13 protein-coding genes and 4 pseudogenes are annotated in these 15,788 nt (G+C 71.9%); 1 reads left to right on the top strand and 16 read right to left on the bottom strand.

What is annotated here, in order from left to right; genetic code table 11:
• Positions 1-101: 101 nt before the first annotated feature.
• Together D3105_RS29105 and D3105_RS29110 are read right to left on the bottom strand one after the other, a co-directional pair.
• Positions 102-483, bottom strand: a pseudogene (locus D3105_RS29105) (universal stress protein).
• Between the two features lies 1 nt (position 484).
• The gene (locus D3105_RS29110) at positions 485-2,047 is read right to left on the bottom strand and encodes an APC family permease (RefSeq protein ID WP_240647063.1); all 1,563 of its coding nucleotides are present in this window, start codon (positions 2,045-2,047) and stop codon (positions 485-487) included.
• A gap of 193 nt (positions 2,048-2,240) precedes the next feature.
• Between D3105_RS29110 and D3105_RS29115 the strand changes: the two genes are divergently transcribed.
• Positions 2,241-3,011 (top strand): peptidoglycan recognition protein family protein, encoded by a 771-nt coding sequence (locus D3105_RS29115; protein WP_118905939.1) that lies wholly within the window; start codon positions 2,241-2,243, stop codon positions 3,009-3,011.
• 20 nt (positions 3,012-3,031) lie between these two features.
• Here D3105_RS29115 and D3105_RS29120 read toward each other — a convergent pair whose 3' ends face one another.
• From D3105_RS29120 to D3105_RS29185, 14 genes and pseudogenes are all read right to left on the bottom strand, one after another.
• Complete coding sequence (locus tag D3105_RS29120) at positions 3,032-3,397, bottom strand: PH domain-containing protein (RefSeq protein ID WP_006126192.1); 366 nt, start codon at positions 3,395-3,397, stop codon at positions 3,032-3,034.
• Positions 3,398-3,516: 119 nt separating this feature from the next.
• Complete coding sequence (locus D3105_RS29125; protein WP_118905932.1) at positions 3,517-5,469, bottom strand: ABC transporter permease; 1,953 nt, start codon at positions 5,467-5,469, stop codon at positions 3,517-3,519.
• A gap of 136 nt (positions 5,470-5,605) precedes the next feature.
• On the bottom strand, positions 5,606-6,415 hold the full coding sequence (modA, locus tag D3105_RS29130; RefSeq protein ID WP_118905933.1) for a molybdate ABC transporter substrate-binding protein: 810 nt from the start codon (positions 6,413-6,415) through the stop codon (positions 5,606-5,608).
• Between the two features lie 82 nt (positions 6,416-6,497).
• Positions 6,498-6,893, bottom strand: coding sequence for a TOBE domain-containing protein (locus D3105_RS29135; RefSeq protein WP_030075662.1), 396 nt, complete (start codon positions 6,891-6,893; stop codon positions 6,498-6,500).
• Positions 6,894-7,077: 184 nt separating this feature from the next.
• A complete protein-coding gene (locus tag D3105_RS29140) occupies positions 7,078-7,881 on the bottom strand; it encodes a VOC family protein (protein WP_118905934.1) in 804 nt (267 codons plus the stop codon).
• 119 nt (positions 7,882-8,000) lie between these two features.
• Positions 8,001-8,204, bottom strand: a complete 204-nt coding sequence (locus D3105_RS29145) for a hypothetical protein (RefSeq protein WP_118905935.1) — start codon at positions 8,202-8,204, stop codon at positions 8,001-8,003.
• Positions 8,205-8,265: 61 nt separating this feature from the next.
• Entirely contained in the window at positions 8,266-9,240 is a 975-nt protein-coding gene (locus D3105_RS29150; protein ID WP_118905936.1) for a TerC family protein, read from the bottom strand.
• Between the two features lie 24 nt (positions 9,241-9,264).
• Positions 9,265-10,080: an enoyl-CoA hydratase/isomerase family protein gene (locus tag D3105_RS29155; RefSeq protein ID WP_118905937.1), complete on the bottom strand. Its 816-nt coding sequence runs from the start codon at positions 10,078-10,080 to the stop codon at positions 9,265-9,267.
• Positions 10,077-11,009 carry a cytochrome P450 gene (locus D3105_RS29160; protein WP_240647065.1) on the bottom strand — a complete coding sequence of 311 codons (933 nt, stop codon included), beginning with the start codon at positions 11,007-11,009 and terminating at the stop codon, positions 10,077-10,079. Before D3105_RS29160 ends, D3105_RS29155 begins: the two co-directional genes overlap by 4 nt.
• 216 nt (positions 11,010-11,225) lie before the next feature.
• A pseudogene (locus D3105_RS29165) lies at positions 11,226-12,308 on the bottom strand (cytochrome P450).
• An 86-nt stretch (positions 12,309-12,394) separates the two neighbouring features.
• Complete coding sequence (locus D3105_RS29170; RefSeq protein ID WP_010071483.1) at positions 12,395-12,985, bottom strand: GTP-binding protein; 591 nt, start codon at positions 12,983-12,985, stop codon at positions 12,395-12,397.
• Positions 12,960-13,418, bottom strand: a complete 459-nt coding sequence (locus D3105_RS29175; protein ID WP_118905938.1) for a roadblock/LC7 domain-containing protein — start codon at positions 13,416-13,418, stop codon at positions 12,960-12,962. Before D3105_RS29175 ends, D3105_RS29170 begins: the two co-directional genes overlap by 26 nt.
• Positions 13,415-14,454 (bottom strand): annotated as a pseudogene (locus tag D3105_RS29180) (ATP-binding protein). The gene D3105_RS29175 and the pseudogene D3105_RS29180 overlap by 4 nt, the downstream one beginning before the upstream one ends.
• Positions 14,455-14,813: 359 nt before the next feature.
• A pseudogene (locus D3105_RS29185) lies at positions 14,814-15,679 on the bottom strand (LacI family DNA-binding transcriptional regulator).
• Positions 15,680-15,788: the final 109 nt, after the last annotated feature.

A 15,788-nucleotide genomic window follows, 5' to 3' on the forward strand; every position in this document is an offset into this window, starting at 1 on the left:
GGTGGACGCAAGGCCGTTCCGGGGCGGGGGGCGGCGGAGAGCGGGGAGGTGTGGTGACCGGCCCGCCTGCGGCTGGGGCTGCTCCGGGTCCGTACGGCCGCCTACGGCTGCGGCTGCTCCGGGCCCTCCTCCGTCGGTACGCACAGCACCGGGACCGTCGACATGTGCAGCAGCTTGTGCGGGGTCGAGCCCAGCAGGGCCCCGCGCATCGGGCTCTCGCCCCAGGTACCGACCACGATGACCCGGGCCCCGTGCCGTTCGGCGGCGTCCAGCAGGGCCTGTGCGGGCTTCTCGTCCAGCACCTCGACCGAGGCCGGTACGCCCGCCTCCTCGGCGGACGTGAGCGCGTGCTCCAGGCCGGTGCGCCCGGCCTGCCGGCCTCCCCGTACGCGGCTCCTCCCCGTACGCGGCCGCCACCTCGATGGCGATGCGCAGGGCGCGGGCGGCGCCGGGGGATTCGTCGTAACCGAGGACGACCGACATCTCAAGGCCCCTTTCCGGCGCCGGGGTCACCAGGGGCACCGGAGTCGCCAGGACCGCCGGTACCTCCGGGGCCGGTGATCGTGCCGTGCACCAGGTCCGGGTCCGCGACCCCCGGCCGCTCCTGCCAGAACACCGCGTCGCGCAGCCGCCAGACGACCATGAGGACAACGCCGGCCAGGGCGATCACGATGCCGATGACGAGCGGCGGGCCGAGCCCGAACCAGGAGGCGCCGCTGTAGGAGTTCGCCGGGTCGGACATGTCGATGACCGAGCGCACCAGCAGCCAGGTCAGCAGTCCGGCGCCGACCACGGGGCCGAGCCCGATCAGCAGGAAGTTGCGCACGCTCTCGGTGAGATGGCGCCGGTAGTAGACGGCGCAGGCCACCCCGGTCAGCGCGTAGTAGAAGGCGATCAGCAGGGACAGCGCGGTGAGCGAGTCGAAGAGGGCGTTGGTGGAGATCTGGTTGACGATCAGATACCAGGCGATGGCGATCCCGGCGACCCACCACGTACTCACGTCCGGGGTACGGAACCGGGGGCTGATGTGCCCGAAGTGCTGCGGCAACGCCTGCCGGCGGGCCATGGACAGGGCGGTCCGGGACGCCGGGATGATCGTCGTCTGGGTGGAGGCGATCGCGGAGGTGGCCACCGCCAGCAGCAGGATCCAGTCCCAGCCGCCCAGGACGTCCCCGGCGAGCTGGGCGAAGATGAACTCCTCCTCGCCCGCGTTCTCCGCCAGGAACGCCGTCCCCGCGAAGGCGACGACCGCGATGGCGACCGACAAGTAGGTCACCAGGAGCACGACGGTGGACCACAGGCCCGCCCTGCCGGGCGCGCTGGCCGAGTCCTCGGTCTCCTCGGTGAGGTTGACCGCGGACTCCCAGCCCCAGTAGATGAACACCCCGAGCAGCAGCCCGCCGGTCAGCGCGGCACCGCCCGCGCCGAACGGGTCGAGCCAGCCGAAGGACGGCTCGATCGAGTCGAAGCCGGTCGTGCCCGCGTACACCCGGTAGAGCGCCACCGCGACGAAGACCAGCAGGAACGCGATCTGGAGGAGGATCAGCACGTTCTGCACCTTGGCCGACAGCTCGGTGCCGATGACGCAGAGCCCGGTCATCACGATGATCAGCAGCACGGTGAGCAGCTGGCGCGCGAAGTCGTTCTCGACCCAGCCGTCCAGACCCACCGCCAGCAGCGTGAAGCTCACCGCCACATCGGCCAGCGAACCCACCACCAGGACACCGGTCATGGTGATCGCCCAGCCGCCCAGCCAGCCCGCCCACGGGCCCATCGCCCGGGTCACCCAGGAGAACGTCGTACCGCAGTCCTGGTCGACCTTGTTCAGGTAGTAGAACGCGGAGGCGATCAGCAGCATCGGCACGAACGAGGCGAACATGACGCCCGGGGCGTAGATCCCCACCAGGGCGACGATCGGGCCGATGACGGCGGCCAGCGAGTACGCCGGAGAGGTCGCGTTCAGACCGATGACAAGGGCATCGACGAACCCGATCGCGTTCGGCTTGAGGCCGACATCCGGTTCGTCCCGCACACGGTCGTGGGCCATGGTTCCTCGCTCCGCCGGGCACCCCCGCCGGGAGCGGGCGATGATCCGGATCTCATCGTAGGAAGACCCGGCGAAACGCGCATTCCGGACGGAACGCCTCGGCTGCGGGGAGGGTGCGCGGAGGCCCGGCGCCACGTCACCCGATCGGCCCGCTCCTCTGCGAACCCGGAGGTCAGGGCGCAGGGTGGAGTCCATGTGGTCCCGCCGACTCGTCCTGGGCGTTCTGGTCCTGCCCCTGGCCCTCCTGGTGTTCGGGGACGGTCCGGCGTTCCGTGCGCCGGGGGCGGAGCTGGCCACCGGACCCCGTCCGCCGCGCGGCCTCCCGCAGCCGGCCATGGTCAGCCGCCGGGACTGGCACGCGGACGAGAAGCTGGTCCGGGAGGGCCCGCACTACACGGGCGCGGCGCGGGCGGTCTTCATCCACCACACCGGCAACCCCAACGACTACGCCTGCGCGGACGCCCCCGAGCTGATCCGGGCCGTCCAGCGCGACCACATCCGGCAGGACGGCTGGGACGACATCGGCTACAACTTCCTCGTCGACCGCTGCGGCACCATCTACGAGGGCCGCGCCGGCGGCGTCGGCCGCTCGGTGCTCGGCGCGCACACCAAGGGGTTCAACGCCGACACGGTCGGCATCGCGGCGATCGGGAACTTCGGCCCGGGGGCGGAGGTGCCGAAGCCGATGATGGACGCGCTGGTGCGGCTGGCCGCCTGGAAGCTGCGGCCCGGGGCGGACCCGCTGGGCAGCGTCGACCTGGTCTCGACGAATGACGAGAGCCGCTTCGACGAGGGTCAGGTGGCCCGGCTGCACGTCATCTCCGGCCACCGCGACAGCTTCGAGACCCGCTGCCCCGGCGACGCGCTCTACGCGCTGCTGCCCGAACTGCGGGAGCGCGCCGCGAAGCTGCGCGCCGCCGTCCCGGGCCACTCGGCGGCTGCCCGGCTGCGCCCGTCCCTCTGAGCCGTGTTCCCCGGGGGTGGCTACCGGGCGACGAACTGCGTGAGTATCGCCTGCACCTCGTAGATGTCGACGCCCTTGGTGAACGTCTTCTGGAGCGGGGTCGGGCTGCCCGAGATCCAGATCTTCAGTTCGGCGTCGAGGTCGAACGTCCCGGCCGTCTCGACGGCGAAGTGCGTGATGCTGCGGTACGGAACGGAGTGGTACTCGGTCTTCTTGCCGGTGATGCCCTGCTTGTCGACGAGGATGAGCCGCCGGTCCGTGAACAGGATGGTGTCGCGGATCAGCAGGAACGCGGCGTGCACCTGCTCGCCCTGCCCGAGCAGCTTCGCGTAGTCCTGCTGGGCGGTGGCCGGGTTGATCGTGTGGGCGTTGCCGAACAGTGCCATGGGTCCCCGTTTCTCCGAATGCGCGTCAAGAGTCGTAAGAAGTACGTCCGCGGTGGTGTCTCCGGTTCCCGGGGCCGGCCTGCCGACACCTCCCGCAGCCCTTCCCGCTACAGCTCCCGCTACAGCGGTACGACCGTCGCCTCCGTCGCCTTCACGCTGGTCCAGACGGCGCTCCCGTCGGCGATGCCCAGCTCGGCCGCGGCCCCCGGGGTGATCTCCGCGACCAGGTCCGGGGCCTTCGCCGAGGTGATCAGCAGCCGCAGCCGGCTGCCGCCCGAGGTGATCTCGCGGACCGTGCCCGGCCAGACGTTGCGCGGGGACCCGGTGGGCCGCTCCCGGTGTACGGAGACGGCTTCCGGGGCGATGACCGCGAGGGCGTCCGTGCCCGCCGGGAGGGGCTCGGCGACCACGAGGTGGCCGCCGCCCTCCAGCGCGAGCCCGTCGGCGGTGGCGGTGCCGGGCCAGGCGTTGCGGCCCAGCATCCGGGCCACCCAGGGCGAGCGCGGGTGCCGGGTGACCTCGGCGGGCGGCTCGTCCTGGAGGGCCCGGCCGTCCTCCAGGACCAGGACCCGGTCGGCCAGCGAGACCGCCTCGACCGGGTCGTGGGTGACGATCAGACAGACCCCGCCGAACTCCGCGAGGTGCCCGCGCAGGGTGTGCCGCACCCGGGCCCGGGTGGTCTGGTCGAGGGCGGCGAGCGGTTCGTCCAGCAGCAGGAGGCGCGGGCGGGCCGCCAGCGCGCGGGCCAGGGCGACCCGCTGGGCCTGGCCGCCGGAGAGCTGGGCGGGCCTGCGGTGGGCGAGGTGGCCCACCCCGAGCCGGTCCAGCCAGCCCTGGGCCTCGCGGCGGGCCTCGGCGCGCGGCACGCCGTGGGCGCGGAGCCCGTACGCCGTGTTGGTCAGGGCGCTCAGGTGCGGGAAGAGGGCCCCGTCCTGGGGGACCCAGGCCACGCCCCGGCGGTGCGGGGGGAGGCCGGTGACGTCGTCGTCGCCGAGGCGGAGTTCCGCGTGGGCGCGGGGGGTGAGGCCGAGGAGGGCCCGCAGGAGCGTCGTCTTGCCCGCGCCGTTGGGGCCGACCACCGCGATGGTGGTGCCGGGCCCTGCGTCCAGGGTGAGGCGGGTGAAGCCGGTGACGTCGGCGTGCAGCGGCCAGGGCTCGGGGGCGGACTTCTGCGGGAGGCCCGGGGCCGGTTCGGGGAGAGGGGCCGGGGCCGCGGGCTCCTCGGCCGCCGCCGCCGCACGGCGTGCCGGGTCCCGATGGTCGCCCGGGGTGCCGGTCCAGCGGCCGCGCAGCGCGATGAGCACGATCATCGCGATGGCCAGGAGCAGCAGCGACACGGAGGTCGCGGCCTCCGGCGCGTCCTGGAGCAGCAGATAGACCTGGAGCGGCAGGGTCTGCGTGGTGCCGGGGAGGTTCCCGGCGAAGGTGATGGTCGCGCCGAACTCGCCGAGCGCCCGCGCCCAGGTCAGGGCGGCCCCGGCGATCAGCCCGGGGGCGACCATCGGCAGCGTCACGGTGAGGAACACCCGGATCGGGGAGGCCCCGAGGGAGGCGGCGGTCTCCTCGTACCGGGGGCGCAGTCCGCCGAGCGCGCCCTCCAGCGAGATGACCAGGAACGGCATCGCGACGAACGTCGCCGCGAGCACGGCCCCGGAGGTGTGGAAGGGGAGCGTGACGCCGAAGGTGTCCTCCAGCCAGGGGCCGAGCAGCCCGCGCCGCCCGAACGCCAGCAGCAGGGCGACGCCGCCGACCGTGGGCGGCAGCACCATCGGCAGCAGCACCAGCGAGCGGACGAACGCCTTGCCGGGGAACGGCACCCGGGCCAGCAGCCAGGCCAGCGGCACCCCGAGGAGCAGGGAGAGCCCGAGCGCCCACAGGGAGACCAGCAGCGAGAGCCGCAGCGCCTCGGTGGTGGCCTCGGCGGTGAGGTGGTCGCCCAGCTCGCCCCAGGAGGTGCGGACCAGGATCCCGACGAGCGGCAGCATCAGGAAGGCCACGGCCAGCAGGGCGGGCACCGTCAGCAGCAGGGGCGCGCGGGCCCCGGGCGTACGGCGGAGTACCGGTCGGTTCATGGTGACCTCGTCGGGCGGCGGGGGTCGGGCGGTGCCCGGCGGGTCCGTAGGACGGTACGGGCCCGCCGGGACGTACGGGGGTGTCGGCCGCGTACGGGGTGTCGAGCCGCGTACGGGGCGGTCGGCCGGGGTGCGGTTACGGCTGCTGGAAGCCCGCGCCCTGGAGGATCTTCTGCGCCTCGGGCGTGGAGAGCCAGGCGACGAACGCGGCGGCCGCCTCGCTGTGCTCCGACGCCTTCAGCGTGGCCGCCGGGTAGGAGGCGATGGCGTTCTCCGTGTCCGGGATCTCGATCGCGTCGACCTTGTCGGTGGCGGTCGCGGCGTCGGTCTTGTAGACGAGCCCGGCGTCCGCCTCGCCCAGCTCGACCTTGCTGAGGACCGCGCGGACGTTGGGCTCCTGGGAGACCGGCTTCACCTCGATCTTCTGCGCGTCGAGGATCTGCTGGCTGTAGCGGCCCACGGGCACCTCGGGGGCGGCCAGGACGACCTTCAGCTTCGGGTCGGCCAGGTCCTTGAGGTTCTCGACCTTCTCCGGGTTGCCCTCGCCGACGGCGATGACCAGGCGGTTCCTGGCGATGACGGTGGGCTTGCCGGTGTCGGCGGAGAGGCCCTCCATCGTCTTGGTGTCGGCGGTGACCAGGGCGTCGGCGGGGGCGCCCTGCTTGACCTGGGCGGCCAGTTCCTGGGAGCCCGCGAAGGAGAACGTCACCTCGGTGCCGGGGTTCGCCTTCTCGTACGCGGCCCCCGCCTCCTTGAAGACATCCGTCAGGGAGGCCGCGGCCAGCACGGTCAGATCGGCCTTCGGGGCACCGGAGGCGGACGAGGTGGCCTCGGCGCCGCTGTCCGCGTCCTTCTTGTCGTCGTTGCCGCAGGCGGCGAGCGGGACGAGGAGCGCGGCGCTCAGGGCGGCGGCGGCCGCGCGGCGGCGGGTGAGCAGGAGAGACATGAGGGTGAGGCTCCTTGGACGCGTGGACGCGTGGACGCGTGGGCGCACGCGCGGATGCGGTACGGATGTAGGGGGGTGGGGCTCAGGTGCGGTCGATGTGCACGCTGGTCGACTTCACGCGGGCGGTCGCCTGCATGCCGACCTCCAGGCCCAGCTCCTCCACCGCTTCCCGGGTCAGGAGCGAGACGAGCCGGTGCGGCCCGGCCTGGATCTCGACCTGGGCCGCGACGTCGCCGAGTTTCACCGCGGTGACGATGCCCGGGAACGCGTTGCGGGCCGAGGTGTAGGGGGCCTCGTCCTCGCCGCCCGCGCTCTGGCCGACCTCGATCGAGAAGGCGGCCAGCGCGCGGCCGTCGATGAGACGGCGGCCGGCCTCGTCGCGATGGGTCGCGACCCGGCCGGCGTCCGCCCAGCGGCGGGCGGTGTCCGGGCTGACCCCGAGAAGTCGTGCTGCCTGGCCGATTGTGTAGGACTGCATGTGCGACACGCTAGGCCAATGGGGATCGCATGTGCCATCCCCTGGGCGATATTCCATCGCAGATGCGAGGGGCGTCGGAGGAATCCACGGACACCCTGGAGCCCGGGAGGGGTGCGCGGCGGGCAGACGGAACGGGCCGCGCCGGTTTCCCGGTCGCGGCCCGTTCGGCGGCTGAGGATCCAGGTCAGGCCACCGGGCTCATCCCCGGCATCTCGCCCTTGGTGGTGGTCACGTCGATCACGGAGAACGAGGCGCCCTGCGGGTCGGTGATCGCCGCGAACCGGCCGAACGGGCTGTCCATCGGCCCGAACTGCAGCACCGCGCCGCGCTCGGTCGCCTTCGCCACCGCCGCGTCGCAGTCCGGCACGGAGAAGTACACGTTCAGGAACGAGGGCAGGTCGGGCGGGAAGTCCTTGTCCATCACCATCCGGCCGAGCACCGGCTGCCCCTGGACCTCGAAGACGGCGAAGTCCATCGTCGCCTCGTCCATCTTCTGTTCCGTGTACGGGAAGACCGCCGGGTAGAACGTGTCCACGGCCTTCGCGTCCCGGGTGAAGTCCTCGCCCCAGCAGTACCCGCCGGGGGCCCCCATCTCCGTCTCGAACCCTTCGTGGGTGTTCGCCTGCCAGATGCCGAACACGGCCCCGCCGGGGTCGCGGGCCAGCGCCATCGTGCCGAACGCGCCGACCTCCATCGGCTCCACCACTACCTCGCCGCCGTTCTCGCGGACCTTCGCGACGGTCGCCGCGGTGTCCTGCGACGCGAGGTAGAGACACCAGGAGGAGGGGTTTCCCTCCTCGCCCGGCATGGGCGGGGAGACGGCGGCGGCCGCCCTGCCGTCCGCGTACGCCGTCGTGTAGTAGCCGAACTCCGCCTGACTCTCGCCGAACGTCCAGCCGAGCACGTCCGCGTAGAAGCTCTTCGCGCCCTCGACGTCGGCGAACATGGCGTCCGCCCAGCACGGGGTGCCCTCGGGTTTTACAGCCATGGCGTGTGCCTGTCCTTCCCTGGGTCCCCGAGTCCTGCCCTCGGCCCCCGCCCACGGCCCACGCTAGTCAGCCGGGGACCGGTCCGCGCGTCGGCGGACCGGTCCCCGGCCGAGGAGCCTCAGTGGCGTGAGCGGTGCCGGACGCGCCACTCCCGGGCGGCGGCGTACTCCGGGCAGTCGGGGTTCTCGCAGGGCCCCGCGCGCCATACCGGAACGAAAATTCCGAGGGACTTGTGGCGGTGGATCTCGGAGGGGACGGACTGTTTGCAGGTGGGGCACATGAAAGCGGCCCGCTGGTGGAGGTCACGCTTTTTGCTGTCCATTTACTCACGATAGGCCCGGCGGAGGATTTGGGAAAGTCTTTCCCTTTGCTTTGCCTCTGCCCTACTTGTTCGTATCGCTGTCGGATGCGTCCGCACCGTCCTGGTCCTGCGGCGGGCGGCGCATGCTCAGGGTCACCGACACCGCCAGGATGACGACGATCACCGCGAGGCTCACCGGCGACGGGATCTCCGGGATCGAGGTGCTGATCATCTTGTGGGACGCCTGGAGGATGAGCTTGACCGCGATGAAGGCGAGGATGATCGCCAGGCCGTGGCTCAGGTAGTGGAACCGGTCCAGCAGCCCCGCCAGCAGGAAGTACAGGGCTCGCAGCCCCAGGATCGCGAAGGCGTTGCTGGTGTAGACGATGAACAGGTCGTCGCTGACCGCCAGGACCGCGGGCACGCTGTCGACCGCGAAGATGAGGTCGGCCGCCTCGATCGCGGCGACCACCGCGAGCAGCGGCGTGGCGATGCGCCGCCCCTCCTTGTGGACGACGAAATGCGTGCCGGAGTATTCGTCCTGGACCGGCATGATCTTCCGCAGCAGCCGCACCGCGAAGCTCTTGCCCGGGTCGAAATTCTCCTCCTGCCCGCTGAGGATTTTATAGCTGCTGTAGAAAAGGATTGCGGCGAAGAGGAACAGGACGAACGTGAAGCGGTTCACCACCGCGACACCGGCGGTCAGGAAGAGCGCCCGGAACACCAGGGCGCCGATGACACCGTAGAAAAGCACCCGGTGCTGATACTCCCGGGGCACCTTGAAGTACGCGAAGATCAGCGCGAAGACGAAGAGGTTGTCGACCGAGAGGCTCTTCTCCAGCAGCCACGCGGTCGTGTACTCCGTTCCGGCGGTCGTCCCGAGCGTCAGGAACACGACCCCGCCGAAGATCAGCGCGAGACCCACCCACAGGGCGCTCCACAGCCCGGCCTCCTTGAAGCCGATGACATGCGCCTTGCGGTGCGCCAGGAGGTCCACCGTCAGCGAGACGATGACGGTCACGGCGAACACGATCCACAGCCACACCGGTACGTCCACGCCGGAGACCTCCCACTCGGGTTTTTACGAGTGTGACCCGCCCGTCCCGTTGCCGCCCGCCGGGGAGCGCCGGGTGGCGGCAGCGACCGAGGCCATCAGCTCCGCGTCGAGGAACGAGGGGTCGGCCAGCCGGGTGGCGGCGGCGTAGGAGTTCAGCAGCGCCTTGGTGACCCGCAGCGCGGCCTCCGGGCGGCGGACCACCGGCTTCGCCCAGGCGGCGACCGCGTCGTCCAGCTCCGCCCCGGGCACCACCCGCTGGAGCACGGACAGCTCGCGGGCCTCGGCGGCCCCGAAGGCCCGGCCGGTCAGGATGAGCTCGCGGACCCGGGCCGCGCCCACCTCGTGGATCAGCCGGGGCAGCAGCCCGCCCCAGGCGGTCGGCAGCCCGAGCGCCAGCTCCGGCAGCCGGAAGGAGGCGTTCTCGGCGCCGACCCGCAGATCGCAGGCGAGGGCCAGCGCGAACCCCGCGCCGACCGCCTTGCCCTGCACCCGGGCGATGGTCACCGCCCGGCCGCCGGAGAGCGCCTCGCAGACCCGGCGGGCCTTCTCCCCGGCGACCCGGATGCCCCGGCCCGTCGGGTCCTCCTCCAGCCACTGGCCGAACTCGGTACGGTCCCCGCCCAGGCAGAAGTCGTCCCCCGCCGCGCCGAGCACCAGCACCCGCACCTCCGGGTCCGGGACGGCGACGATGTCCAGCAGCTCGTCGAGCATCGCCTCGGTCACCGCGTTCCCGCTCGCGGGCGCGTTCAGCTCCACGTGCAGGACGGCGCCCTCGCGCCGGGTGCGTACCGTCGTGGAGCGGTCGTTCGAGGTCAGGAAGTCGGGCAGCGAGAGCTTCACAGCGCCACGCCCAGCGAGGTGATCCGGCGGAAGACCATCCGGGCGGCGTACTCCGGCGGTGCGACGGTCCGCAGGGTCGGGAAACGGTCCAGCATCCGTGCCAGCAGGGTCCGCGCCTCCAGCTTGGCCAGCGCCGCGCCCAGGCAGTAGTGCACCCCGCCGCCGAAGGTGAGGTGGCTGCCGCCGCGCAGGATGTCGAAGCCGGCCGGGTCCGGGTTCCGCCGCGGATCGTGGTTGGCCGCTCCGTACAGGACGTGGATCATGCTGTCCTTCTTGATGGGGACCCCGGCCAGGACGGTGTCCTCGGCGGCGATCCGGGTGTTGATGTGGATGGGCGGGTCGTAGCGCAGCACCTCGTCCACGGCCGCGTCGATGTGCTCCGGGTGCTCCCGCAGCCAGGCCCACCGGGCAGGCTCGGTCAGCAGGTGCGTCATCGAGGTGAGCAGCGTCGCGGTGGTCTCCAGCGAGGCGATGGTGACGAACATGGTGAGCCGGTAGAGGATCTCGTCCGCCTTCTCCCGGTCCGGCTCCATCGCGTCCCAGGTGTGGATCCAGCCGGTCAGCACGTCGTGGCGGGGCTCGGCCCGGCGGCGGGCGACGAGCTCGGTGAAGTAGGCGCGCAGCGCCAGGGTCGCCTCGGCGGAGACGGTCAGCTGCGACTTGGTGGGCAGCAGCTCCTGGGCGAACACCTGGTTGTGGGTGATCTCCAGGATGTGCGGGTAGTCCTCGGGCGGTATGCCCAGCCAGGAGCCCACCGTGCTGACCGGCAGCTGTTCGCTGATCGTGGAGACGAAGTCCGCCTCGCCCCAGCGGAGCTTCTCCGCCAGCTCGTCCAGCAGCCGGTCGGCGTCGCGCTCGACGTCGGGGGCGAGGCGTTCGATGGTGGATCGGTCGAAGACCGTACGGGTCGGCCTGGCCTTCGGGGGAATTGAGTCTGCGGAGCAGACCGATGACCGCGCGCCGGCCGTTCGGGCTCCTGCCTGTACCACCAGTGATGCTCACGCAGAGTTCCTTGACCTAGGCCCGTGGTTACCGACCTGAACCTACCCCTCCGGATAACGGCGCCAAGCATCGATCTTTGTTGCCCCCGTCACATGCAATCGTCACAAATGCCCGTTCTCACACGCGAATTGTCGGGCTGTGAGTCATACGCGGAACACATCCAGGAACGAACTCCACCAGCCCTTCTGCTTCTTGGCCGGCTCCGGTGTGTGACGAGACGTCACCGGCGTTGCGGAGGAGGCGTTCCGGTACGGNCCACACCCGAGGCGGGCACGGCCAGCGCGAGGTCCGGGACGGTGTTGAGGATCTTCTCGATCGCGGTCAGCGCGATCAGCGTCGCGGGCGACTTGGCCGGGCACACGTGCGGGCCCGCGCCCCAGGCCAGATGGGCGCCCTTGCTGAGGGTCTGGCGGGCGTCGGTGAGCCCCGGGTCGCTGTTCGCGGCGGCGAAGCTGATCAGCACGGGCGTCTCCGCCTTCAGCACCACCCCGTCCAGCTCGATGTCCCGCACCGGGTAGTGCGTGGCGTAGTTGGCGATCGGCGGGTTGTTCCACAGGACGTCGTCCAGCGCGTCCTCGACGAGCATCCCCGAACCGCGCCGCTCGGGCGCGCCCGGCTGCTCCCCGGCGAGCATCAGCAGCAGCGCGTTGCCGATCAGGTTGCGCTCCGGCTCCACGCCCGCGCCCATCAGCATCACCAGCTGGTCCTTCAGCTCCTCGTCCCGCAGCCCCGCCGGGTGCTGGATGAGCCAGGAGGTGATGTCGTCGCCGGGCTGGCGGCGCTTGATGGAGACCAGCTCCATCAGACACTCGGTCAGCTCGGCGTTGGCGCGGAGCACGTCCTCGCGCAGCCGCAGATGCCTTGCGCAGCCGCAGATGCTCCGCGCCGTCGGTGAACAGGCAGTTGGGCCGGTAGATCATCATCGGCAGCACCGGGCTGTCCATGGGGACGGCGCCTTCGCGCAGCGCGGCCCAGCGCCGCGAGTCCCGGGCGAACAGCGCCGGGTTCTGCAGCACCCGCAGCGCCGCCTCGTGCTGCACGATCAGCGTGGCGTCCACCCCGGGGGCCAGCTCGATGGGCGCGGCGGGGCCGTGGGTGCGTGCCGCGTCGTAGAAGCGGTGCGGATCGGCGGCGAACTCCGGTCCGTACAGCGACGTCTGCTGCTGCTGGTGCATGGGGCACCCGGCGGGGGCGCTGTACGGGGTGGCTCCCGGCTGCGGATCCATGGCGGCTTCCTCGGTGTGATCGCGGGGCCGTCGGGGCCCCGGCTTCGTATACGTCTACGTGGTGTGCGCGTCGGGCCGTGTGCGCGTCAGGTCGCGTGCGTCAGGAGGTGGCGGACCAGGGTGATCAGGGCGTGCGCCGAGGATTTCTGGTCCCGGGCGTCGCAGAAGACCACCGGGGTGTCCGGCAGCAGGTCGAGCGCCTCGCGCAGTTCGTCCTCGGCGTGCTGCGAGTACGGGTCGAAGCTGTTGACGGCGACCGCGTACTCCAGCCCGTACGTCTCGACGAGGTCGATGACCGGGAACGTGTCCGCGAGCCGCGCCGGGTCGACCAGGAGCAGCGCGCCCAGCGAACCGCGCGCCATGTCCTCCCACAGCTCCACGAACCGCTGCTGCCCCGGCGTACCGAACAGGTAGAGCACCAGCTCGTCGCTGAGGGTGAGCCGGCCGAAGTCCAGGGCGACCGTCGTCGTCTTCTTGTCGGGCGCCCCGCGCAGATCGTCGACCTGGGCGGCGGCCTGGGTCATCCGCTCCTCGGTGCGCAGCGGCGTGATCTCGGACAGGGTGCCGATCAGCGTCGTCTTGCCCACCGCGAAGTGCCCGACGACGAGGATCTTCGCCGCGCGCTGGACCGCTTCCGGCACATAGATGCTCTCAGCCGAACCGGACTTGGAGTCCATGCAACACCTCTTCGAGGATCTTCCTGTCAACGAGCTCGCTGTCCGCGGTGCGGCGGGGCGGCGTGGTCATCGCCTTGCCCAGTGCGGTGACCTGCTGCTGCATCCGGAAGGACATCGCCTCCATGTCCACGTCGGCGGCGGCGGTGGCGGCGAGGTAGGCGCCGGTGCCGGCGGCGATGAGGAAGATCCAGCCGTCCTCGTACTCCAGGAGCGTCTGCCGCCATCTGCCCGGGTCACGGGTTCCGATGAAGGGGGCGACGGCCCGGCTGAGGGACTGCATGGAGCTCATGGCCGCGGCGACGGTCTCCGCGTCGTCCCGGCCGATCTCGCTGGAGTTGGCGAGGAGCAGGCCGTCCGCGGACACCAGGATCGCGTGCCGGGCGCCGGGTACCTGGAGCAGGTCGTTGAGTACCCAGGACAGATCGGGGTTCACTGGAACTCGGGTCCTTCCGTCGTCGTCGTGTCGCGTCCGGACCGGGTGCCGCGCTGGAAGGCGCCGAGCCGCGACGCGGTCTCCTNAGACCGGGCTCTTGCGACGACGCTTCGGCAGACCGCCGGCGGTGGTGGTGATCTGGGCGAGCGGCTGGGTAGCGGTGTCCGGCTGCGGAGCGGGCGGGAAGAGCGGGGTCGGCGCGGGGGACGGGCTCGGGGCCTGGGCCGGGTGCTGAGGCTGAGCCTGGGACTGTGCCCGGGCCTGCCACTGGTCGGGCTGCCGGACCTGCGGCGCCGGGGAGAGCGCCGCTTCGGGCGCCTCGGCCGGCGCTGCGGCGGGCGGCGCCTCGGTGGTGAGCAGTTCGTCGGGGATGAGGACCACCGCGCGTACGCCTCCATAGGGGGAAACGGAGTCCACCGAGACCCGGAAGCCGTAGCGGGCGGCGAGCATCCCGGAGACGGCGAACCCGAACTGCGGCGGAATACCGAGGCTGGAGACGCTGATCGCGGCCTGGGGGGAGAGGAGGGCCGCCGCGCGGTCCTTCTCCTCCTGGCCCATGCCGAGACCGGCGTCGTCGACGATGAGGCAGACGCCCGTCGGCACGGCCTGGATNGCCGCAGAGCACGGCGATGCCCTGGGCGCGCCGGCCGAACTGGCTGTTGGCGTGGTCCATGGCCATCAGGTCGGCGAGAATCCCGGGGTCGTCCCCGTACTTGCGCTGGGCCTTCTCGATCACGACCTGCTGCTCGTCGGCGAGGCCCTGGAGGGTGCGGACGGCTGCCTTGAGGACGGCCTTGGTCTCCTCCTCGGCGTCCTTGCGGACCTCCGCGAGTTCGGCGGACTGACGCTGGAGCAGAGTGTTGTGGACGACGTGGAGTTCGTCCCGCTGGTGGAGGAGGGCGTCGCGCTCCTGGCGCAGCTCGGCGTGGTTCCTGCGGAGCTTGACGTTGATCGCGCGAGCGCGCAGAACGGCACCCACGGCGACCAGGGCTACGACAACCAGCGCCCAGACGAGAGGGCCCTGTGCAAATGTCATGAGACTCACTTCAAGTGCCATGGCGGAAACGGCTTGACACCCCGTCAGGCGGCACGCAGCCAGGGCTCGTTCGCCGCGACCGTGCGCCGCTTCGGGAGGTGCCCCTCCGAAGGTGGGGCCGAGGAATCCATTCCTCCCGGAATGCCCCCATACGCCATCAGCCCACTGGAAGTAAGATGATCTTATCACCGGCCGCTCGACGACATGTCAAGGCCGCCACGCCCGTTGCCACTTGACGCAGAATGTTCACGTTGCGGAGATGTGGCGGAGGGGGTTTTGGCCCGACTCTTGTCATCCCGTGCGGAGTTGGGGGTCCGGGAGAACGCGCCTCCTGGGTCGGACCCGGCGCGCGCGGTGGGTCAGCCCGGCGAACCGGTGGACGCTCGGGTCTCCAGGGACCAGGCGTGGCGGCGGACGGTGTCGGGGGCGGCGCGGCCCGCGAGGATGTCGCAGAGCAGTTCGGCGCAGGCGCGGCCGTACGCGGCGGGGCGCAGGTCGACGGCGGTGACGGGTGGTTCGGCGCCCCGGGTGGCGGGGCCGTCGACGCAGGACGCGATGAGCAGGCCGGACCGCGCGATTCCGCCGCTTTCGTCGGTCGTGCCGCCTCCGCCGGCGGTGCCGACCTCGTGGCCGAGGGCGGTCGCCGCGCGCAGGACGCCGGGGGTCGAGCCGGGGCGAGGACGGCGGGACGGCGGGCGCCGCGCTCGGTGACATGGTCGAGGAGGGCGGTCAGCGAGGCGGCGTTGTCGCAGACCACCGCGGCGCTGGGGGCGGCGGCCGGGCCGAGGTAGCGCTCGCCGGTCACCACCGGGACGCCCGCGTCGAGCAGCCCCGGCACCGCGCTGTCGCCCGCCTCGGGGTCGATCACCAGCAGCCCGTCGACGCGCGAGGCGATCCGCCCGCCCGCCGCTCCCGACGGCGCGAGCAGCACCATGTCGAGCCCGTCCTCCTGGGCCCGCTCGACCGCCCCGAAGGCCAGGTTCATGTAGTAGTCCAGCCGGGTCGCGGTGGCCGGCAGATGCAGCCCGACGGCCCCGGTGCTGGCGCGGCGCAGCCGCCGGGCGGCGCTGTTGGGGCGGTAGCCGAGTTCATCCGCCACCGCGCGGACCCGGTCCCGGGTGGCCTCGGCGACCCGCCCGGAGCCCTGGAGCGCGTCCGACGCGGTGCTCTTGGAGACCCCGGCGGCACGGGCTACGTCGAGCAGGGTCACGGTCCGGGAGGTCACGGGGGTGAAGTCTAGACGTCGGCCGAGGGGCGGGTCGAAGGTTGCCGGAACGTTCCGGCAGGGCTAGATTCGATATGGCTGCCGGAACGTTCCGGCAGGCTTCCGCACC

It is taken from the genome of Streptomyces globisporus, from assembly GCF_003501885.1.
In the GTDB taxonomy this organism is placed as follows: Bacteria; Actinomycetota; Actinomycetes; order Streptomycetales; family Streptomycetaceae; genus Streptomyces; species Streptomyces globisporus_D.

Bases quoted from the DNA above. Each gene is read 5' to 3' on its own strand.
- D3105_RS29140 (WP_118905934.1), bottom strand. From the start codon at position 7,881: ATGGCTGTAAAACCCGAGGGCACCCCGTGCTGGGCGGACGCCATGTTC.
- D3105_RS29125 (WP_118905932.1), bottom strand. From the start codon at position 5,469: ATGAACCGACCGGTACTCCGCCGTACGCCCGGGGCCCGCGCGCCCCTG.
- D3105_RS29110 (WP_240647063.1), bottom strand. From the start codon at position 2,047: ATGGCCCACGACCGTGTGCGGGACGAACCGGATGTCGGCCTCAAGCCG.
- D3105_RS29135 (WP_030075662.1), bottom strand. From the start codon at position 6,893: ATGCAGTCCTACACAATCGGCCAGGCAGCACGACTTCTCGGGGTCAGC.
- D3105_RS29115 (WP_118905939.1), top strand. From the start codon at position 2,241: ATGTGGTCCCGCCGACTCGTCCTGGGCGTTCTGGTCCTGCCCCTGGCC.
- D3105_RS29120 (WP_006126192.1), bottom strand. From the start codon at position 3,397: ATGGCACTGTTCGGCAACGCCCACACGATCAACCCGGCCACCGCCCAG.
- D3105_RS29145 (WP_118905935.1), bottom strand. From the start codon at position 8,204: ATGGACAGCAAAAAGCGTGACCTCCACCAGCGGGCCGCTTTCATGTGC.
- modA (WP_118905933.1), bottom strand. From the start codon at position 6,415: ATGTCTCTCCTGCTCACCCGCCGCCGCGCGGCCGCCGCCGCCCTGAGC.
- D3105_RS29170 (WP_010071483.1), bottom strand. From the start codon at position 12,985: ATGGACTCCAAGTCCGGTTCGGCTGAGAGCATCTATGTGCCGGAAGCG.